13 protein-coding genes, 2 tRNA genes and 1 pseudogene are annotated in these 18,561 nt (G+C 73.5%); 5 read left to right on the forward strand and 11 right to left on the reverse strand.

The features are described from left to right. Position 1: 1 nt before the first annotated feature. From C3489_RS28760 to C3489_RS28770, 3 genes are all read left to right on the forward strand, one after another. Entirely contained in the window at positions 2 to 2,551 is a 2,550-nt protein-coding gene (locus tag C3489_RS28760) for an MFS transporter (protein ID WP_103785003.1), read from the forward strand. A 108-nt stretch (positions 2,552 to 2,659) separates the two neighbouring features. Beyond that, on the forward strand, positions 2,660 to 3,481 hold the full coding sequence (locus C3489_RS28765; RefSeq protein WP_103785004.1) for a YceI family protein: 822 nt from the start codon (positions 2,660 to 2,662) through the stop codon (positions 3,479 to 3,481). Positions 3,482 to 3,530: 49 nt separating this feature from the next. Continuing rightward, entirely contained in the window at positions 3,531 to 4,001 is a 471-nt protein-coding gene (locus tag C3489_RS28770) for a PPOX class F420-dependent oxidoreductase (protein ID WP_103785005.1), read from the forward strand. A 4-nt stretch (positions 4,002 to 4,005) separates the two neighbouring features. On the opposite strand, the gene C3489_RS28775 is transcribed toward C3489_RS28770, so the two are convergent. From C3489_RS28775 to C3489_RS28825, 11 genes and pseudogenes are all read right to left on the reverse strand, one after another. Then, entirely contained in the window at positions 4,006 to 4,767 is a 762-nt protein-coding gene (locus tag C3489_RS28775; RefSeq protein ID WP_103785006.1) for a TetR/AcrR family transcriptional regulator, read from the reverse strand. A 143-nt stretch (positions 4,768 to 4,910) separates the two neighbouring features. Then, entirely contained in the window at positions 4,911 to 5,984 is a 1,074-nt protein-coding gene (locus C3489_RS39910; protein ID WP_146075362.1) for a calcium-binding protein, read from the reverse strand. A gap of 260 nt (positions 5,985 to 6,244) precedes the next feature. After that, positions 6,245 to 8,440, reverse strand: coding sequence for a glycosyltransferase family 39 protein (locus C3489_RS28785; protein ID WP_103785008.1), 2,196 nt, complete (start codon positions 8,438 to 8,440; stop codon positions 6,245 to 6,247). Then, positions 8,437 to 9,810, reverse strand: coding sequence for a bifunctional glycosyltransferase family 2/GtrA family protein (locus C3489_RS28790; RefSeq protein ID WP_103785009.1), 1,374 nt, complete (start codon positions 9,808 to 9,810; stop codon positions 8,437 to 8,439). The genes C3489_RS28785 and C3489_RS28790 overlap by 4 nt, the downstream gene beginning before the upstream one ends. 14 nt (positions 9,811 to 9,824) lie before the next feature. Beyond that, the gene (locus C3489_RS28795; RefSeq protein WP_103785010.1) at positions 9,825 to 11,381 is read right to left on the reverse strand and encodes a HAMP domain-containing sensor histidine kinase; all 1,557 of its coding nucleotides are present in this window, start codon (positions 11,379 to 11,381) and stop codon (positions 9,825 to 9,827) included. Beyond that, positions 11,378 to 12,118 (reverse strand): response regulator transcription factor, encoded by a 741-nt coding sequence (locus tag C3489_RS28800; RefSeq protein WP_103785011.1) that lies wholly within the window; start codon positions 12,116 to 12,118, stop codon positions 11,378 to 11,380. Before C3489_RS28800 ends, C3489_RS28795 begins: the two co-directional genes overlap by 4 nt. A 107-nt stretch (positions 12,119 to 12,225) precedes the next feature. Then, positions 12,226 to 12,585 (reverse strand): antibiotic biosynthesis monooxygenase, encoded by a 360-nt coding sequence (locus C3489_RS28805; RefSeq protein WP_103785017.1) that lies wholly within the window; start codon positions 12,583 to 12,585, stop codon positions 12,226 to 12,228. Between the two features lie 54 nt (positions 12,586 to 12,639). Next, a pseudogene (locus C3489_RS28810) lies at positions 12,640 to 13,517 on the reverse strand (DUF2797 domain-containing protein). Positions 13,518 to 13,569: 52 nt separating this feature from the next. After that, positions 13,570 to 13,956 carry a hypothetical protein gene (locus C3489_RS28815; protein ID WP_103785012.1) on the reverse strand — a complete coding sequence of 129 codons (387 nt, stop codon included), beginning with the start codon at positions 13,954 to 13,956 and terminating at the stop codon, positions 13,570 to 13,572. Between the two features lie 135 nt (positions 13,957 to 14,091). Beyond that, positions 14,092 to 14,164, reverse strand: a tRNA-Arg gene (locus tag C3489_RS28820). 204 nt (positions 14,165 to 14,368) lie between these two features. Continuing rightward, positions 14,369 to 14,459 (reverse strand) — tRNA-Ser (locus C3489_RS28825). Between the two features lie 159 nt (positions 14,460 to 14,618). On the opposite strand from C3489_RS28825, the gene C3489_RS28830 reads away from it, so the two are divergent. Together C3489_RS28830 and C3489_RS28835 are read left to right on the forward strand one after the other, a co-directional pair. Further along, a complete protein-coding gene (locus C3489_RS28830; RefSeq protein ID WP_103785013.1) occupies positions 14,619 to 15,125 on the forward strand; it encodes an SSI family serine proteinase inhibitor in 507 nt (168 codons plus the stop codon). A 176-nt stretch (positions 15,126 to 15,301) separates the two neighbouring features. After that, on the forward strand, positions 15,302 to 18,561 hold a 3,260-nt coding region (locus C3489_RS28835), incomplete at its 3' end, for a PAS domain-containing protein (RefSeq protein WP_146075363.1).

Here is an 18,561-nt window from a genome sequence, read left to right on the forward strand (position 1 = left end):
CATGGCAACGACCACACCAGCCGGTGTGCGGGCTCATGCCAAGCACGGGGGAGGCGCCTCCGGCGGCCATGCTCCGATGACGCACCGGCAGATCATGGAGGCGCTCTCCGGGCTGCTGCTCGGCATGTTCGCCGCCATCCTGTCCTCCACCATCGTCTCCAACGCGCTGCCCGAGATCATCACCGACCTCGGCGGCGGTCAGAGCGCGTACACCTGGGTCGTGACCGCCTCGCTGCTGGCGATGACGGCCACCACTCCCCTGTGGGGCAAGCTCGCCGACCTGGTCAGCAAGAAGGCGCTGGTCCAGATAGCCCTCGTGGTCTACATCGCGGGCTCGGTCGTGGCCGGTCTGGCGCAGAACCCGGGCATGCTGATCACCGCGCGTGCCGTGCAGGGCATCGGCGCCGGCGGTCTGTCCGCCCTGGCGCAGATCATCATGGCCGCGATGATCTCCCCGCGTGAGCGCGGCCGTTACTCCGGCTACCTGGGCGCGACCTTCGCCGTCGCCACCGTCGGCGGTCCGCTCATCGGTGGTGTCATCACCGACACCGACTGGCTCGGCTGGCGCTGGTGCCTGTACGTCGGTGTGCCGTTCGCGCTGATCGCCCTGGTGGTGCTGCAGAAGACGCTGCACCTGCCGGAGACCAAGCGCAAGGTCAAGGTCGACTGGGCCGGTGCCTTCTTCATCACCGCGGCCGTCTGCCTGCTGCTGATCTGGGTCACCTTCGCCGACGACAAGTACGACTGGCTGTCCTGGCAGACCGGCGTCATGGTCGGCGGCTCGGTGCTGCTCGCCCTGCTGTTCGTCTTCACCGAGACCAAGGCCAGCGAGCCGATCATCCCGCTGCGCCTGTTCAAGAACCGCACCATCACGCTGGCCTCGGTCGCCTCGCTGTTCGTCGGCATCGCGATGTTCGCGGGCACCGTCTTCTTCAGCCAGTACTTCCAGCTGGCCCGGGACAAGTCCCCGACGATGTCCGGCGTCATGACCATCCCGATGATCGGCGGCCTGTTCGTGTCGTCCACGGTCTCCGGCCAGGTCATCACCCGCACCGGCAAGTGGAAGGCCTGGCTGGTGGCCGGCGGTGTGCTGCTGACGGCGGGCCTCGGCCTGCTGGGCACGATGCGCTACGACACCCCGTACTGGCACCTGGCGATCTTCATGGCGCTGATGGGTCTCGGCGTCGGCATGATGATGCAGAACCTCGTGCTGTCCACGCAGAACCAGGTCGCCCCGAGCGACCTCGGTGCCGCGTCCTCCACGGTCACCTTCTTCCGCTCCCTCGGCGGTGCGGTCGGCGTCTCCGTGCTGGGCTCGGTGATGACCACCCGGATCAGCCACTACGCCAAGGACACCATCGGGCAGCTCAGCCCGAAGGAGCAGCTGGCCGCGGCCAAGGCCGCCGGCGGCAGCACGCTGCCCGACATGGACGCGCTGCCCGGCCCGATCCGCACCTGGCTGGAGGGCGCCTACGGGCACGGCATCGGCGACATCTTCCTCTACGTCGCGCCGATCGCCTTCCTCGCCTTCCTCGTGACCCTGTTCATCAAGGAGGTCCCGCTGCGCACCACCGGTGCCCTGGCCCAGGCCGCCGAGGCGCACACCGAGGCCGCGGCCCCCGCCGCCGCCCCCTCCGCCGCCGAGGCCGCCGCCACCCCGGCCCAGCCGGTTCAGGACAAGACCCCCAGCTGGGCCTCGGCCGCCTCGGACACCGAGGCCGCCACGGACGGCACGGCACCGCAGAAGCTCGCCGCCGTCGCCACCATCGAGCGGGAGGAGCCGACCGTAGGCGGCATCCCGGTCCGCGGCTTCGTCCGCGGCGCCGAGAGCGCGCCGGTGGCGCAGGCCGCCGTCACGCTGATCTCGCTGGCCGGCCGGCAGCTCGGCCGCTCGGTGGCGCAGGCCGACGGCTCCTACGCGGTCAGCGCGCCGGGCGCCGGGTCCTACGTCCTGATCGCCTCCGCCGACGGCTTCCAGCCGCAGGCGTCCACGATCGTCGTCGGCGACGAGCCGGTCACGTACGACATCCTGCTGTCCGGTACCAGCGGTCTGACCGGTGTGGTGCGGGCCGTCGAGTCGGCGCTGCCGGTCAAGGACGCGATGGTCATCGTCACCGATGTGCGCGGTGACCTGCTGGCCAGCGCCACCACCGGCGAGCAGGGCGAGTTCTCCTTCGCGGAGCTGGTCCCGGGCACGGTCACCATCGCGGTCAACGCCGCCGGTTACCGGCCGCGCGCGCTGCCCGTCGAGGTGGGCGGCGCCGGCGTGACCCGCGTCGAGGTCGACCTGGAGACCGGCGCCCAGCTCCAGGGCGTCGTCCGCGCCCCGCACGGCCCGCTGGCCGACGCCCGGGTGACCCTGGTCGACGCCGCCGGCAACGTCGTCGGCACCGCGACCACCGGCTCGGACGGGGCGTACGCCTTCACCGACCTGGACAGCGGCGAGTACACCGTCATCGCGACGGGCTACCCGCCGGTGGCGACCGCGCTGACCGTCAACGGCGGCGGCGTGGACGGCCACGACATCGAACTCGCCCACCCCGGCGAGTAGTCCGACCCCGGCCCGCGGCGGGCGAGCGCACTTCGAGCGGAGGTGCGCCCCGCCGCGGGCCGGACTCTTACGACCGATTTGCACAGCTTCGCAGGGAGAAGAAACGGGATGGGACTGACCGCGAGGATCCGCACCCGGGACGGATGGGCCGTGTCGCACGCGGTCGTCACGGTGACCGACATGACCGGCACCCAGGTGCTGCGCGCCGAGGCCGACACCGAGGGCGCCGTACGCGACGACACCGCCCTGGCTCCCGGGGCGTACACCGTCATCGTCACCGCCGTCGGCTACGCGCCGGCCGCCTCCAGCGCGATCGTCACCGCGTCGGGACGCGCCGAGGTCGGCACGGTGACGCTGGCCCGGCAGGGCGGCACCGAACTGCCGCCGCCCGGCCCGTGGACCATCGATCCGGTCCACTCGTCCGTGGGCGCCGTCGCCCAGCACCTGGGCATCTCCAGCGTGCGCGGCCGGTTCACGGACTTCGCCGGCCGGATCGAGATCGCCCCGGACGACGTGACCGGCTCCCGGGTGGAGGCCGTCATCCAGGCCGCGTCCATCGACACCGGCAACAAGATGCGCGACGACCATCTGCGCTCGCCGGACTTCCTGGACGTCGACGCCTACCCGGAGATCACCTACCGGTCCACGGGCCTCACCGCCGCCGGCCCCGACCGCTGGACCGTGCACGGCGAGCTGGGCATGCACGGCGTGCTGCGGCCCGTCGACCTCGACCTCGCCTACCTCGGCTCCGGCGCCGACCCCTGGGGCGGCACCCGCGCCGCGTTCCGCGCCACGACCGAACTGCACCGCGAGGACTTCGCGATGAACTACAACCAGGTCCTCCAGGCCGGCATCGCCGCCATCGGCACCACGCTGAAGGTGGAGCTGGACATCCAGGCGGTGCAGGGCGACACCCTGCCGCAGGCGTAGGAACGCCAGGGTCAGGCACATCCGGGCGCCCGCGGCCTAGGCTGCGGGCATGGCACCGAACATCGCGACCAACACCCGTGTCTCCCTGGACGAGCTGCTGGACTTCGTACGCCCCCGGCACCGCGCCCTGCTGCTCACCCGGCGCGCTGACGGCAGCCCCCAGGCGTCTCCCCTGACCTGCGGGGTCGACGACTCGGGGCGGATCGTGGTCTCCACCTACCCGGAGCGCGCCAAGACCCGCAACGCCAAGCGCGACCCCCGGGTCAGCCTCGTCGTGCTGAGCGACGAGTGGAACGGGCCGTGGGTGCAGATCGACGGCACCGCCGAGGTGATCGACACGCCCGACTCCGTCGAGCCGCTCGTGGAGTACTACCGCAACATCGCCGGGGAGCACCCCGACTGGGACGAGTACCGGCAGGCCATGGTCAAGCAGGGCAAGTCCATCATCCGGATCACGCCCGAGCGGTGGGGTCCGGTGGCCACGGGCGGCTTCCCGGCACGGCTGGCCGAGCAGGACTAGCGCGTCACCCCTCGCGCTCCACCAGCGCCTCGATGCCCGCGATCAGCAGGTCGAGCGCGTAGGTGAAGTCCCGCTCCATCATCTCCTCGACCGTGTCCCCACCCCGGGCCTCCATGATCGCCCTGGACTCCTGGAGGACCTCGGCGCAGGCCGGGGACTCGCTCACCTGAGCCACCGAGTTGCGGAAGTACTCGTCGCGGGACATGCCGAGGGCCGCGCTGCGCGTGTTGAAGTGGCCCTCCAGAGTGCCGTAGCCGTACACGAACTGGAAGACCGCCGAGATGGTGCTGGTGAGCCGGTGCACCGGCAGGCCGGTGCGGCGCACGACCTGCTGCACCACCCGGGAGAACGCCACGTTGTTGGGCCCGATGTTGAGGTAGCGGCCGACCAGTGGCGACACCCAGGGGTGGCGCACCAGCACCCCGCGGTACTGCGCGGCCAGCTCCCGCAGCTGCTCGCGCCAGTCGACGCCGTCCGCCGTGGGATCGGGCAGCCGCATCTCGCCGTAGACCGCGTCGAGGGCCAGTTCCAGCAGGTCGTCCTTGGTGTCGACGTACCAGTAGACGGACATCGCGGTCACGTTCAGCTCGGCGGCCAGCCGGCGCATGGAGAACTTCGCCAGACCCTCGGCGTCCAGCAGCCGCACGCTGACGGCGGTGATCCGGTCCCGGTCGAGCCCGGACGGCTGGCCACCGCCCCGGCCGCCGCGCCGTGGCTTGTCCTGCCGCCACACGCTCAACCGCGCCGGCCCCGCTGCCCTCGCCATCGGCGCAACCTCCAAAGACTCGGCCACTGCGCCCCACTTTAGGGGGGTGCCGCCGTGTCGCTCCGTGGCCCGTGTCCCTCGCGGGGCCGGGGCACGCGGAAGGGGCCCGGCCGCTCACCCGGCCGGGCCCTTCTGCCGGTCCGTCATGTCTCGCAGTTGATCACGATGTTGCGGCCACCGTCGCCGTCGCACGTGTCCGTGCCGGGGCCGCCGTCGAGGAGGTCGTCGCCGGGGCCGCCGAAGAGGGAGTCGTTCCCGGCCCCGCCCGCCAGGCGGTCCCGGCCGCCCGCGCTGCCGACGAGGTCGTACTGCTGGGTCTCGGGGTTGAACGAGACGTTGTCGCCGAACACGGTGTCGTCCCCGCCGCGCGCGGTGATCAGGTCGTTGCCCGCGGTCAGGGTGGAGCCGGCCGCGTCCCCGACACTGTTGTCACCGATGATCGTCAGCTCGCCGGCGGCCCCGCCGCTGATCCGGTCGTCACCGGACCCGGTCGCGGTGGTCGGGGCGCTGTGGTCGCCGATCGCGAAGAACCCGCCGTCCGCTCCCATGTCGATGAGGTCGTTGCCGCCCGCTCCGCCGGCACTGCCGATGAAGGACGTGCTGTCGCCGGTGGCGTCGCCGAAGTCGCCGGGGCCCTCCAGGAGGACGTCGTCACCGGCGCCGGTCGCCGCGTAGAAGCCGAGCGAGTCGCCGATGAGGCTGTCGTTGTCGTCCCCTCCGTCCAGGCGGTCGTCCGCACCGCCGTCCGCGTGGTCGCCGCGGACGTCGCCGACCAGGTTGTCGGAGCCGGGACCACCGGACAGGGTGTCGGGCGAGGCGTGCTCGGCGTCGCCGAAAGCGGCGTAGTTGTCCCCGACCATCGAGTCGTCCCCGGCGCCGCCGATCAGCCGGTCGGACCCGGTGGGGCCCTTCACGTCGCCCTGCAGGGCGAAACCGTCCCCGACGACGTCGTCGTTGCCGTCGCCGCCGTCGATCCGGTCGTCACCCGGACCGCCGATGAGGCGGTCGTCGCCGCCCAGACCACAGATCAGGTCGTTGCCGCCCAGGCCGTCGATCGTGTCGGCCCCGGGCGTGCCGATGATCACGTCGTTGCCCGCAGTCCCGGTCGTACTGCCCGGGTCGGTCGCCGGGCGCCCGAAGCACAGCGGTGCCTGGGCGCTGGCCGAAGCGGCGCCCAGGAACGCCATGACCATCGCGGCGAAGAGGGTCACGCTCACGGCCAGGGCGCCGCGTCGCCTCGCACGGTTCCTGGATTCGTACGGCCTGTCGTTGCGGTGCGCCGGAGTCACCCGCCACCTGCCCCTCTGGTCATGCGGACAATGCCGGAACAACTCCTTTCCTGACGAGGGGCCGAAAGCACCGCGAGGACGTCGAAAGCACCCGTACAGCGCTGGTCGCGTCCGTGCCGTGGTGTGCGCCGCACCGTGATCGCGGGGCGGTGCACACCACGGGTCCTCCGTCGTACGGCCTTCCCTTCTCAGCCGCTCGTCTTCTGCGTCAGGTCGTAGAAGGTGGCCGAGCCGGCCGTCACCTTCTTGAAGGTGCTCTCGACCCAGGAGGTGATCTGCGACGACGTGCCGCTGCCACCCATGCCGCCGCCTCCCATGCCGCCGCCGGCGATGAAGTAGTGGATCTTTCCTTCCTCGACGTACTTCTTGAACTGGGCGAGCGTCGGGGACGGGTCGGTGCCGTTGAAGCCGCCGATCGCCATCACCGGGTAGCCGGTGGAGAGCTGGTAGCTCGCCGCGTTCTGGGAGCCGATGGACGCGGCGGCCCAGGTGTACTTCGACGCGTCCGTCTCCAGCAGCTTCCTGGCCTCGGCACTGACGTTCGCGCCGTTGAGCAGGCCGCCGGCGCCGCCGCCCATGCCGCCCTCGGCGCCGTTGCGGCCGCCGGGGAAACCGCCCGCGCCGGGCACGCCTTGGCCTTGCCGGCCCTGCTGGTTCTGGCCCTGGCCGGGCAGGCCGCCGCCGGGGAAGCCGCCGGTGCCGCCGCCCGGGAAGCCGTTGCCCTGGCCCTGGCCCTGCTGGCCCTGCTGGCCCGGCATCGCCCCGCCGCCGAAGCCGCCGCGCGTCCCGGCGCCCCCGGGGCCGCCGCCGGGGCCGCCCCGGCCGCCCATCATGCTCGCGCCCGCCGGACCCGCCGTCGGGATGGAACCGGTGTGCGCGGAGTCGACCGTGCTCAGCGTGTACGCCGTCGGACCGGCCAGCGCCGCCAGCACGCTCACGGCCGCCGCGGCGAGCGCGAGCCGCCGGGTGACGCGGCCCGCGAAGATCAGCCCGAGCGCGCCGGCCAGGCCGCCGACCAGCACCAGCCACTTCAGCCAGGGCAGGTACTCCGCGGTGCGGTTGAGCAGCACATACCCCCAGACCGCCGCCGCCACGACGGACGCGGCGAGCGCGAGCGACGCCCAGGTCCGCTTGCGGCGCTCCCACAGCACGGCGGCGCCCATGCCGGTCACGGCCGCGAGATAGGGGGCGAGGGCCACCGTGTAGTACTGGTGGAAGATGCCCGCCATGTAGCTGAAGACGACCGTCGTGATCAGCAGCGAGCCGCCCCAGACCAGGAACGCGCCACGGGTCACGGACGTACGGCCGGCCTTCCGGGTCGCCCACAGCGCGGCCACCAGCAGGATCAGCGCCGTCGGCAGCAGCCAGGAGATCTGGCCGCCGACCTCGGAGTTGAACATCCGGTCCCAGCCGGTGGCGCCCCACATGCCGCCGCCGTTGCCGCCGCCCGGGCCGCCGCCCCCGCCGACGCTGCCCGTCTCGTCGCCGTTGATGCGGCCGAGCCCGTTGTAGCCGAAGGTCAGCTCCAGGAAGCTGTTGTTCTGCGAGCCGCCGATGTACGGCCGCGAGGACGCCGGCCACAGCTCGACGATCGCGACCCACCAGCCGCCGGAGACGACCAGCGCGAGCGTGGCCAGGGCCAGTTGACCGAGCCGCCTGCGCAGCCGCACCGGCGCGCAGACCGCGTACACGAGCGCCAGCGGCGGCAGGATCAGGAACGCCTGGAGGGTCTTGGCGAGGAACGCGAAACCGATCGCGACCCCGGCCCACACCAGCCACTTGGTCCGCCCGTCCTCCAGCGCGCGGACGACGAGGTAGCAGGCCGTCGCCATGAGCAGCGCCAGCATCGCGTCCGGGTTGTTGAAGCGGAACATCAGCGCCGCGACCGGGGTCAGCGCCAGCACCGCGCCTGCGAGCAGGCCGGCCACCGGACCGGACCGGCGCCGTACCGCCGCGTACACGACGGCTACCGTCGCCACCCCCATCAGCACCTCGGGCACCAGGATCGCCCAGGAGTTCAGGCCGAAGATCCGCACCGACAGCTCCATCGGCCACAGGGAGGCCGGGGGCTTGTCGACGGTGATGGCGTTCGCGGCGTCGAGGGAGCCGAAGAAGAACGCCTTCCAGCTCTTGCTGCCCGCCTGGACCGCCGCCGAGTAGAAGGAGTTGGCCCAGCCGGAGGCGCTCAGGTTGTAAAGGTAGAGCAGGCCGGTGGCCAGCAGCAGGGCGAGCAGCGCCGGGCGGGCCCAGCGGGGGTCCGCGGGCCGGGGGCCGTCGGCCTCCGGGGGCGGCGCGGCGGGCCGGGCGACGGTGGGGGATGCGGTCGGGGGTGCGGTCGGGGGCGGGCCCCAGGTGGCCACGTCGTCGGAGCTGTGGGTGGTCATCGGCGGTCCCTCGGGTCGGTGTCGTGCGGGCGCACCGGCTGCAGCTGCAGGGTGACGTCCCGCCAGGAGGAGTCGGCGGCGGTATACGTGCGGGTGTCGGCATCGGTGCCGTCGGCGCGGTACGACGCGGTGTCCCGCTCGGGGAACACCCAGGCGCGGAAGAGCAGGAACCGCAGCACGGTCGCCGCGAGGTTGGCGGCGATCAGCACGGCCAGTTCGGTGGAGTGCGCGGGCTGGGACGTCGCGGCGCCGAGCGCGGCCAGCGAGCCGCTGGTCAGGGCCAGTCCGATGCCGAACACGACCAGCCCCTGCGCCTGGTGCCGTACGGCGCCGCCGCGGCCGCGCACCCCGAAGGTGAGCCGGCGGTTGGCGGCGGTGTTGGCGACCGCGGAGACCAGCAGCGCGAGCGCGTTGGCGAGCTGCGAGCCGGTGACGGTGCGGAAGCCGCTGTACAGGAGCAGGTAGAACAGGGTGGACAGTCCGCCGACCACGCAGAAGCCGACGAGCTGGCGGGCCAGTCCGGTGGGGACGTCCTTGATGTCGCGGTCGCGCGGGTCGTCGCCGAAGGGGCGGGCGAGCCGGTCCAGCGGCAGCGACCCGGTGGCCAGCGCCCTGCCCACCCGCCACACGCCCTTGAGGTCGTCGGTGGCCGTCCTCACGATGTGCACGGTGGAGTCGGGGTCGTCGACCCAGTCGACCGGCACCTCGTGGATGCGCAGCCCCGCGCGCTCGGCGAGCACCAGCATCTCGGTGTCGAAGAACCAGCCGGTGTCCTCCACCAGCGGCAGCAGCACCTGGGCCACGTCCTTGCGGATCGCCTTGAAGCCGCACTGGGCGTCGGAGAAGCGGGCCTGCAGGGAGCCGCGCAGGATGAGGTTGTAGGAGCGGGAGATGAACTCGCGCTTGGGCCCGCGCACCACCCGGGCGCTGCGCGCCAGCCGGGAGCCGATCGCCAGGTCGGAGTGGCCGGAGATCAGCGGCGCCACCAGCGGCAGCAGCGCGTTGAGGTCGGTGGACAGGTCGACGTCCATGTAGGCGAGGACGGGCGCGTCGGAGGCGGACCACACGGCCCGCAGCGCACGCCCGCGGCCCTTCTGCTCCAGCCGGAACACCCGTACCTGCGCGATGCGTTCCGCCAGCCGCGCCGCCACCAGCGGGGTGGCGTCACTCGACGCGTTGTCCGCGATGGTGATGCGGAACGCGTACGGGAAGGTCCGGGTGAGGTGCTCGTGCAGTCGCTCGACGCACGGCCGGAGGTCCTTCTCCTCGTTGTAGACGGGGATCACTACGTCCAGGACAGGCGTTCCGGCTGAGTCGGCCGGGAGGTGCTCCCGCGCCGGCAGGGTGCCGGGAGAAGAGTCGGTTCGCATGCGAGCGACTGTGGTCAGACGCCCTGTTGCACCCATGTGGTGACGCTGTGCCGTGCCTGTGAGTCCCGCGGCCCCTGCTGGACGAGCGGGGGCAGGTGCACGGTGAACACGGTCCGGCCGGGCACGCTGTCGACGGTCACGGCGCCGCCGTGCGCGCTCGCCACGGCCTGCACGATGGCGAGACCGAGGCCGGTCGAGCCGGTCGCCCGGGAGCGGGCCGAGTCGCCGCGCGCGAACCGTTCGAAGACATGCGGGAGGAGCGCCGGTGGGATGCCGGGTCCGTCGTCCTCGACGTCGACGCACAGCCAGGGCCCGCCGGCACGCACCCGTGCGGTGACGGTCGTACCGGGCGGTGTGTGGGTGCGGGCGTTGGCCAGCAGGTTGACCAGGACCTGCTGGAGCCGGGCGGGGTCGGCGAGGACGAGGGCGGGTTCGTCGGGCAGCTGAAGCCGCCACACGTGCTCGCGTCCGGCGGCGCGCGCGTCGCTGACGGTGTCGACGACGAGCGGGACGAGATCGGTCTGCTCGAAGCTGAGGGGCCGGCCGGCGTCCAGCCGGGCGAGCAGCAGCAGGTCCTCCACGAGCAGCGTCATCCGCCCGGCCTCGGACTCGATCCGGCCCAGCGCGTGCCGGGTGTCGGGCCCGACCTGCTCCCGGCCGCGCCGGGTCAGCTCGGCGTAGCCGCGGATGGAGGCGAGCGGGGTTCTCAGTTCATGGCTGGCGTCGGCGACGAACTGCCGTACCCGCATCTCGCTCTGCTGACGGGCGTGCAGGGCGCCGTGCACATGGTCGAGCATGCGGTTGAGGGCGACGCCGACCCGGCCGACCTCGGTGTGCGGGTCGCACTCGGACTCCGGGACCCGCTCGGAGAGGTTCACCTCGCCCGAGTGCAGGGGCAGTTCGGAGACCCGGGTGGCGGTCGCGGCGACCCTGCGCAGCGGGCGGGTGGCGACGCCGACCAGCACGGAACCGGCGATGCCGGCGGCGACGAGACCGGCGGCGGTGACGCTGACCTCGACGAGGATGAGGGTGTTGACGGTGGAGTCGGTCTGGCGGGTGGGAACGGCGACGTAGAAGGCCCCGTTGCGGCCGCTCTGGTACTCCACCTGGTACTTGCCGAGGCCGGGGAGGTCCGCGGTGTGCGGGTGCCCGTCACGGGGTACGGCGCCGAGCGCCGCGAGCTGCCCGGAGTCGAGGTAGACGGCCTCGGCCATCTTGACCTCGTTCGCCTTGCTGACCACGCCCAGGGTGACCTTGCCGCTGACGACGGTCGCGCCGATCGTGCCGAAGCCGCCCTGGGGTGCCCGGGTGACGAAGTCGAGCGGGTCCTGGCCGGTCATCGGCCGCGGCCCCGGTTCACCGACCGCGGGTCCCGCCGCCCGCATCGCGATCTCCCCCAGCTGCCGGTTCAGCTGGTCGTAGAGGTGGGAGCGCAGCGCCAGCGTGGTCACGGTGCCGATCACCGCGCACACCACGGCGATCAGCACCACGGACGCGACGACGAGCCGCGTCCGCAGCGTGCGCGGCTGTCGTCCCCGCCTCTGCGTACGCGGCCGTCGCCGTCCGCTCATGACACGGCGGGCTTGATCAGGTACCCGGCGCCGCGCCGGGTGTGGATCATCGGCTCGCGCCCGGCGTCGATCTTGCGCCGCAGGTAGGAGATGTACAGCTCGACGACGTTGGCCTGGCCGCCGAAGTCGTAGGACCACACCCGGTCGAGGATCTGCGCCTTGCTGAGCACGCGCCGCGGGTTGCGCATCAGGAAGCGCAGCAGTTCGAACTCGGTGGCGGTGAGGTGGATGTTGTCGCCGCCCCGGGACACCTCGTGGCTGTCCTCGTCGAGCATCAGGTCGCCCACGACGAGCACGGAGTCCGACCGCCGGTCGGTGGCGCCGGAGCGCCGGATGAGCCCGCGCAGCCGGGCCACGACCTCCTCCAGGCTGAACGGCTTGGTGACGTAGTCGTCGCCGCCGGCCGTCAGCCCGGCGATACGGTCCTCGACGGCGTCCTTCGCGGTCAGGAACAGCACGGGCACGTCCGGCAGCTCGCGGCGCAGCCGTCCGAGGACGGTCAGCCCGTCCATGTCGGGCAGCATCATGTCGAGCACGACGGCGTCGGGGCGCAGCTCCCGCGCGGCCCGGAGGGCGCCCTGCCCGTCCCCCGCCGTGCGGATCTGCCAGCCCTCGTACCGCAGCGCCATCGACAGCAGCTCGGTGATCGACAGCTCGTCGTCCACCACAAGCACCCGGACGGGGCTCCCGTCCGGCCTCAGCAGTTCGGTGCGCCCCTGGGGCGAGGTCGTGGTCATGGTGACCACCTTGTCCGGGGCCTCTGAGAGGAGGCTTTCGCCCGTCTGTGATTTTCCTGAGAAACACACAGGGGGCTCTCAGGAACCCCTCCGGGGCGGGACAGGCGTCAGCCGGCGGCGTCGCGCACGAAGCCGTGGCTGCGCTCGACCTTGGCGACGTGCAGGGTGTACCGCTCGTACCACTGCTCGCGTCCGCGCCGCTGGGCACGCCGGTGTTCGAGGTCGCTGCGCCATGCCTCGATGGCCTCGGCGTCCTGGAAGTACCCGACGGTGATCGACAGCCCGCCGGCGCTGCGCGCGTGGTCCATCCCGAGGAACCCGGGGATCTTCCGCACGAGTTCGTCCATGCGGTCGGCGGTCTCGGGGTAGCCGTCCTCGTCCTCGGTGCGCACGGAGGTGAAGACGACGGCGTAGTAGGGCGGTTCGTGGGCCGGTACGGGAAGTGGGGCGGGCTGCTGATCGGTCATGACGCCCAGCATGGCCGCCCGCCCTGCCCGGCCGGAACCCTCTTTGCCGAACGGTCAGAACAACCCGTCCTGCGCGGACCGCTCCCTCCTGAACCGCACCACCGGCACGGACGGTTCCCGCCCCGCCGCCGGCACCAGCCCCCAGCCCGGCAGCAGCCGGGTGTCGAGGACGACGATGCCGCGCGCCGTACGCAGATGCAGATCCGGGCCCGCGGCCGCGACCAGCTCCCCGCTGACCACGCCTCCGGGGCCCAGCCCGGCCACCTCCCCGACGACCTCCGCTCGGGACTCCCGCCCGAGCCCGAACACCTCCACGTGGTCGACGACCCGGCACGGCTCGCGCACCAGCGACTCCGGCCAGCCGTCGAGCGCCAGGGCCCGCGCGTGCAGCGCCACCACCTCCGCGGCCCGCTCACCCTCGGTGCCGGGCAGCCGGGCCCGCACGGCCCGCTTCTCGGCGTACGGAATCCGGTCGGGCACGCCCAGCGCGGCCCGCAGCAGCTCCTCCGTGCGCCGCGCGGCCATCAGCGGCCCGGCGCCGAGCCAGCTGAAGCAGACCGCCCCCTGCTCCAGCAGCCGGGCGGACCCGCGCTCGACGGCGGTGATCCCGGCCTTGACCATGCCGGGCCCGAACCAGGCCAGATAGACGTGGTACGGCCGCCGGTCGTCGGCCATTGTGTCCGCCGCCACGGAGTGCGCCCGGTCCAGCCGCGCACACTCCTCACACCGCGCACCGGTACTGCGCGCCGACACCTCCACCCGCCCCGGACAGGGATGCCCCCGCGCCCCCACACACGTCCGCACACCCCCGTCCTCGACCCCGAAGGCCACGCTCTTCCCCCAGGTCAGCGCGGAGCACCGCCCCCATCCCAGCCCAGCACGGGCCGGCCCCCCACCCACCGCAGCCCCGCGCATCTCCACACCTGTGCCATCACTTGCGAGGGTAGGGGGGACCACTGACAACACGACCCGCTGCACCGCGCCTCAACGCGCCCGCACGCCTCGACGCCGCCAGGCCAGCACCGGCGCGACGACGGCCAGGACAAGGAGAACGCCGGCGACGGTCAGGTGCGGCACCGTCCTTCCCTGCGTGAGCGCGAAGAGCCCGCAGGCCACACCGCCGACGGCGACGCCCAGGGCAGGGGGCCAGCGATCGGTGACCAGACCGGTGATCAGCACGACGTACGAGGGCATCGCGGCCAGGAAGAGCACCCACCCGCGCACCTTGTAGCCGTCCGCGGCCACACAACCGCCCCGAGGACCGCGCTCGCAACCGCCCTCGACGAGCCCCAGGACACCCCAGGTCGCAGCCGCCATGACGACGACGGCCAGGGGGACCCACCACCAGCGGGACCAGTTCTCCTCGTCCAAGGACCATCCACGCGACGAACGCCCCGCGCCCATTGCCCCACCCCACGTCGAAAATCTCCGCGATCACAGGACTGGGCCCGCCCGCACGCCCCGGAAACGCCAGAGGCCCCGGATTGCTCCGGGGCCTCTGTTCTGTGCACTCGGCAGGATTCGAACCTGCAACCTTCTGATCCGTAGTCAGATGCTCTATCCGTTAAGCTACGAGTGCTTGTTCATTTTTTCCGCCTCCGCTTTCGTTCCTTTCGGCCCGCTCGCGGCGACAGGAAGAACATTACATGACTGCCGCCGACATGTGAAATCCGATCCCTGGAACCCCTCTGACCTGCGAAAACGTGGATGAGGGCGGGTGAGGGGCGGGGGCCGGGAACGACGAAGCCCCGGTCCTGGGGACCGGGGCTTCGGTGATCGAGCGCGGAGGCGGAGGGATTTGAACCCTCGATGGGCTTTAAGGCCCAAACCGCATTAGCAGTGCGGCGCCATAGACCGGACTAGGCGACGCCTCCAGCACAGCCGCTCGCGCGAGCGCGAGTGGTGCGTGCAGATGATGACACAGTCGAGCGTCGTGTCACCAATCGGCTCCCACGGTACTAGGCAGGCGGGCCGGAGGGCAAAGCCCTTACGGTGCGGCGCAACGTCCCGCCGCGGGTCGCGTTAGGCAGGTCATGTCACACGTCACGCCTCACGGGCCGGCCGGCGCACTGCGCCGCGTCCTCGTCCTCGCCGCCGTCTCCCTCGCCGCCGGATCGCTGTCCGCCGCGCCCTCCGTCGCCTCCGCCCACCCCGGCGCGGGCAGCGGGCCGCTGATGCCGCCGCCCGTGCGGGACGAGGACCGGCCGGGCGGCGGTGACCATCTCGTCGTCCACGTCCAGGGCGCCGGTCCCCGCTGGGACGGGACGTACGAGGTCTCCTGCCACCCGGACGGCGGCACCCATCCGGACGCGGCCGGGGCGTGCCAGGCGCTGGACCGCAACACCCGGTGGGGGCAGGAGACCTTCACGCCCGTGCCCGAGGGCAGCATGTGCACCATGCAGTACGGCGGGCCGGCCACCGCCCACGTGACCGGCACCTGGGCCGGGCGCCCGGTGGACGCGCGGTTCGACCGGAGCGACGGGTGCGAGATCGGACGCTGGGACCGCTTCGTGCCGCTGCTGCCCGACCTGCGGGACTGAACCCGCCGCGGCGCCGGCCCGCGACGAGGCCGTCACCGGGACGTGTGGGCAACCGGCTCATCCCGCATCGCAGCCGCAACGCCTCCCCGTAGACTCCCTCGCGTGACACGCCGCGGGCCGGTTGGCAAGATGGCCCGAGCGGTCGGCAAGGTGCGGTAACAGGGAGGAAGCGTCTCGTGAGCAGCAGGCCATCCCGAGGCGCTGCTCGCCTCGCAGCCATACTGGACGCGCTGCCCGACGCGTTGGTGCTGGTCAACGCCAACGGCACCGTCGTCAACGCCAACACCATCGCGCTGGAGGCGTTCGAGACGCCGGGCACCGCCCTCGTGGGGCGCGGGCTGCTCGACCTGCTGCCCGACTTCGACTCCAAGCTCATCCCGGGCTCGATGCGCCGCCCCGACCACATCGACCCGCGGGCGCGCACCAAGCCGACCCGGATGATGGCCCGGCGCACCGACGGCACCGAGTTCCCGGTCGAGGTCACCAGCGCGAATCTGGAGAACGGCCAGCAGGCCTACGACGGTTATGGCTACACCGGCGACGAGCTGCTGATGCTCGTCGTGCGCGACTTGTCCGGCACCATCGACACCGAGGCCGAGCTGGCCCGCTCGCAGCGGCAGACCGAGATGATCCTGCGGGCCGCCGCCGAGGGTGTCGTCGGCACGGACACCGACGGGCGGATCGTGCTCGTCAACCCGGCCGCCGCGCAGATCCTCGGCTACCGCGCCAGCGACCTCGGCGGCAAGGAGCTGCACGGCCTCGTCCTGCACTCGCGCGCCGACGGCACGCCCTTCCCGTACGACGAGTCGCCGCTCGCCGACACCCTGCGCTCCGGGCGCAAGCACCGGGTGCGCGGGCAGGTGCTGTGGTCCAAGGGCGGGGAGAAGGTCTCCGTCGACCTGACCACCGCGCCCGTGCGCGACGGCGACCAGCTCGTCGGCGCCGTCATGACGTTCACCGACCGGCGCCCGTACGAGGCCCTGGTCGAGGCCAAGGCGACGCTGGAGAAGGCGCACGCCGAGGAGCTGGAGAAGCTCTCCGAGGAGCACGCCTCCGACCTGACCGCGCTGCGCCAGCAGCACATCGCCGAGCTGGAGGAGCTCCGCGACAAGCACGCGGAGGAACTGGCCGCGGGGGAGGAACGCTACGCCGCCCTCGCCGAGCGCGAGAAGGATCGTCACGAGGCGCTGAACGCGCGCTACGAGCAGCTGGTGACCCTGCTGGGCACCTCGCTGCGCGGGCCGCTGGAGGAGCTGCGCCGCGAGCTGGCCGCCCTGGCCGCCGACGACGCCGGGCAGCTGTGGCCCGAGGCCAACCAGGTGCTGCACCACCTGTCCGCCGGCTACTCGCGGATCACCACCCTCATCGACAACGTCCTCGGCTACCAGCGGCTCGACGCCGCCGGGCAGCAGGTCTCCCGTACGAAGGTCATGCTCGACGCCGTCGTCGCTTCGGGTGTCGACGGTGCCGTGGAGCTGATCGGTCCGGGCCGGGTGCAGTTCGCCGTGCACGCGCCGCCCATCGAGGCCGAGGTCGACCCGCGGCTGCTCGCGACCGCGCTCGCGCACCTCGTCGCGGACGTCGCCGGCGTCGACGCCACCGGCAACGCGCCCGTCTCCACGGGCGGTTACCTGGACAACACCGTCGTCGTCGCGGCGGCGCAGCGCGGCGAGGTCGCCCGGATCGAGGTGCGCGGGCCGTACGCCGGGGGAGACCCGGTGCACGAGCCGATCGTGCGCGGGATCGTGCGCGCCCACGGCGGTGTGCTGCAGACCCACGAGGTGCCGGGCATGAGCGGCAGCGCCTACGTCCTCGAAGTCCCGCTCGGCGGTGGGGCGGGAGCCGTCGCGCCGGGCGCGGACGCCGAGAGCGCCGATCCGGCCGCGGGCGCCGACGGGGTCCCGGGCGACGGGCAGACCTCCGGCGGCGGGCGGCGGCGGGCCCGGCGTTCGTCCACCGACGCGTTCCTGGAGCTCGACGGCGCCGAGGAGGCGGCCGGCTCCCCGGAGGGCCCCGGCGGCACCGGGCGGCGGCGCCGTCGTGCCGCCGCGCCCCAGGAGGAGGCGCCGGCCGAGGCCGCGGCCCTGGAACCGGCCGGTGGCGGCACCGGGCGGCGCCGCCGCGCGGCCGCGACGCCGGGCGGGGCGGGAGCCCCGGCCGAGGGTGCCGTGGTGACCGCCGACGAGCACGCCGCGGGCACCGCGGCCGCGGGCAGCGGGCTCGGCGGGACCGTCCCGCCGCAGGGTGTGCCGGTGCCGTCCGGCCGACGGGCCCGTCGCGCGGTCGAGGGCCAGCAGAACGCGCTGCCGCCCGCGCTTCCCGCCTCCACCGGGGACGCGGCGGACACGACGGACTCGGCGCACGCTCCGCAGCCGACGGGGCGGCGTCGCCGTGCCCTCGCGGCCGCGCAGGAGCGCGCCGCCGCGCAGGAGGCCGCGCCGCGCACCGTCTTCGCCCTCCCGCCGGCCGACGCCGACCGCCCGGCCGACGAGGAGGTTCCGGACGCCACGGATGCCTCGGGCGTCGCGGATGCCTCGGGCGCCGCCGAGCAAGGGCCCGCTCAGGCCATGCCGCTGCCCGTGCCGGGGCCGGGTGTGCCCGCGGACGTCCTGATCGCCCACGGCCGCCCTGACAGCGCGCCCGACGGGGGCTCCGACCACCACACCCCGCCGCAGCCGCACCCGACGGCCACCCCGGCCGATGCGCCCGCCGCCGTGCCCGCCGTGTCCGCCGACGCCCCGACGGGCCGACGGCGCCGGGCGGTCGCGCCGCCCGTGGGGGGCGCCGCCGGGGCTACTCCGGCTGAGGCTTCTCGTGCCGCCGGCCCCGTGCCGGCCCAGGGCACCGCGGGGCAGCCCGCTGTCCCGGCGACGGCCGCACAGCCCCTCCCGGCGCCCGCGCCCCAGCCGGTCCCGGGGCGGCCGATCCCGGCCCAGTTCACCCCGGCGCAGGGCGCTCCGGGGCAGCCCCTTCCCGCGGCCGGGGCCCCGGGCAACCCGGGTGACGGGGGTGCCCCCGTCCCCGCGCAGGTCCCGGGCACGGCACCGGCGCCCGGCCTCCCGCACCCGGTGCCCGCACCGGCCGCAGCCCAGCCCCTGCCCGCCGAGACCGCTCCGGGTCAGGCCACCCCGGCTCAGGGCACACCCGCCCTGCAGCAGTGGCCGGCCGCCGGGGCTACGCCGGCCGCTGGTGTGCCGCAGGGTGCCGGTTTCCCGCAGGGCGCCGCGCTCCCCCAGGGCGCCGGTGTCCCCCAGGGCGCTGACGCCACGCCCGGCGGCGGCACCGCCGTACCGCCGAACGCCACCGGCCCGCTCCCCGCGCCCGGAGCGCCCGTGCCGCCGAACGCCACCGGCCCGCTCCCGGCCGCCGGAACACCCGTACCGCCGAACGCCACCGGCCCGCTCCCGGCCCCGGAGCACCCGTGCCGCCGAACGCC

This window comes from Streptomyces sp. Ru71 (genome assembly GCF_002920535.1).
Taxonomy (GTDB): domain Bacteria; phylum Actinomycetota; class Actinomycetes; order Streptomycetales; family Streptomycetaceae; genus Streptomyces.